The sequence below is a fragment of the Kitasatospora sp. NPDC059747 genome, from assembly GCF_042732955.1.
In the GTDB taxonomy this organism is placed as follows: domain Bacteria; phylum Actinomycetota; class Actinomycetes; order Streptomycetales; family Streptomycetaceae; genus Kitasatospora.
In genome coordinates this window covers 139,370-141,570 of record NZ_JBHWGV010000007.1, presented here as the reverse complement: position 1 = coordinate 141,570, position 2,201 = coordinate 139,370, and the positions used below count along the sequence as shown (strand labels likewise).

1 protein-coding gene is annotated in these 2,201 nt (G+C 70.5%); it reads right to left on the bottom strand.

What is annotated here, in order from left to right; genetic code table 11:
• Positions 1-224 precede the first annotated feature (224 nt).
• Positions 225-1,889, bottom strand: coding sequence for an energy-dependent translational throttle protein EttA (gene ettA, locus ACFV4G_RS05375; protein WP_380436690.1), 1,665 nt, complete (start codon positions 1,887-1,889; stop codon positions 225-227).
• Positions 1,890-2,201 lie beyond the last annotated feature (312 nt).

The following is a 2,201-nucleotide window of genomic DNA, read 5'->3' as shown; positions in this document are numbered from 1 at the left end:
TCCAAGGGCAACGCCCTGCGGGCCCTGGCCGGGAAGCTGGGCTGGACGCCGCAGCAGATCCGCGTGGCCGGCGCGTCGCGCAACGACACGTCGCGGTTCAGGTCCCGGGCGCACCCCCGGGGCGGGGGGGGGGCGGCGCGCCCCCGGGCGGCCCGCGGCGCCGGGCCGCGGCCCGGCAGGCCGCCCCGGGGGGCAGTCTGCCGGGCCGTCGTGACAGCTGGGTGTCAGCCGCGGGTCAGCTTCTTGTAGGTGGCCCGGTGCGGACGGGCGGCGTCGGCGCCCAGTCGCTCGATCTTGTTCTTCTCGTACGACTCGAAGTTGCCCTCGAACCAGAACCACTTGCTCTCGCCCTCGTAGGCGAGGATGTGGGTGGCCACCCGGTCCAGGAACCAGCGGTCGTGGGAGATGACCACGGCGCAGCCGGGGAACTCCAGCAGGGCGTTCTCCAGCGAGGAGAGCGTCTCGACGTCGAGGTCGTTGGTGGGCTCGTCGAGGAGCAGCAGGTTGCCGCCCTGCTTGAGGGTGAGCGCCAGGTTCAGGCGGTTGCGCTCACCGCCGGAGAGCACGCCGGCCGGCTTCTGCTGGTCCGGGCCCTTGAAGCCGAAGGCCGACACGTAGGCGCGGGACGGCATCTCGACCTGGCCGACGTTGATCCAGTCCATACCGTCGGAGACGACCTCCCAGAGGGTCTTCTTCGGGTCGATGTTGGAGCGGGTCTGGTCGACGTAGCTGATCTTGACGGTCTCGCCGACCTTGACCGTGCCGCTGTCCGGGGTCTCCAGGTCCTGGAGCATCTTGAACAGGGTGGTCTTGCCGGCGCCGTTCGGGCCGATGATGCCGACGATGCCGTTGCGCGGCAGGGTGAAGCTCAGGTCGTCGATCAGGACCTTCTCACCGAAGGCCTTGTTGAGGTTCTCGACCTCGATGACGACGCTGCCCAGGCGCGGGCCCGGCGGGATCTGGATCTCCTCGAAGTCCAGCTTCCGCATCTTGTCCGCCTCGGCCGCCATCTCCTCGTAGCGGGCCAGACGGGCCTTGGACTTCGCCTGGCGGCCCTTGGCGTTGGAGCGGACCCACTCGAGCTCTTCCCTGAGGCGCTTGGCGCGCTTGGCGTCCTTCTGCCCCTCGACCTTGAGACGGGACTGCTTGGTCTCCAGGTAGGTGGAGTAGTTGCCCTCGTACGGGTAGGCGCGGCCGCGGTCGAGCTCCAGGATCCACTGGGCGACGTTGTCCAGGAAGTACCGGTCGTGGGTGACGGCGACGACGGTGCCCTTGTACTTCTCCAGGTGCTGCTCCAGCCAGTTCACCGACTCGGCGTCCAGGTGGTTGGTGGGCTCGTCGAGGAGCAGCAGGTCGGGCGCCTCCAGCAGGAGCTTGCAGAGCGCCACGCGGCGCTTCTCGCCACCGGAGAGCTTGGTGACCGGCCAGTCGCCGGGCGGGCAGCCCAGGGCGTCCATGGCCTGCTCCAGCTGGGCGTCCAGGTCCCAGGCCTCGGCGTGGTCCAGGTCCTCCTGGAGCTTGCCCATCTCGTCGAGCAGGGCGTCCGAGTAGTCGGTCGCCATCAGCTCGGCGATCTCGTTGAAGCGGTTGAGCTTCCCCTTGATCTCCTTGACGCCGTCCTCGACGTTCTCCAGGACCGTCTTGGACTCGTCGAGCGGCGGCTCCTGGAGGAGCATGCCGACGGTGAAACCGGGCGAGAGGAAGGCGTCGCCGTTGGAGGGCTGCTCCAGGCCGGCCATCATCTTCAGCACGGTGGACTTACCGGCACCGTTGGGGCCCACGACGCCGATCTTCGCCCCGGGGAGGAAGCTGAGCGTCACGTCGTCAAGGATGACCTTGTCTCCGTGCGCCTTGCGCACCTTGCGCATCGTGTAGATGTATTCCGCCACGTGAGATCGCTCCGGCGTCGTCGGGAGTAATTCGGCTTGCAGCCTTCCATTGTGCCGCACCGGCCGGGAGCCCCGAACCGCCCGGGTGACCCCACCGGGGTATACCGGACGGGCCGGCGGGCTCGCGCCGGGCCCACCTGCGGCGCACCCGCTCCGGCCCGACCGCTCCAGCCGGCCGGAACGCCTCGCGGAACGCCTCCCGCGATGCCTCCCGGAACGCCCTAGGGGGCCGGGGCGCCCCCCCGGGCGGGGGGGGCGGGGGGGCGGCGGCGCCCCGCCGCGGCGGCAGGGGGGGGGGCCCGCGGCGCGGGG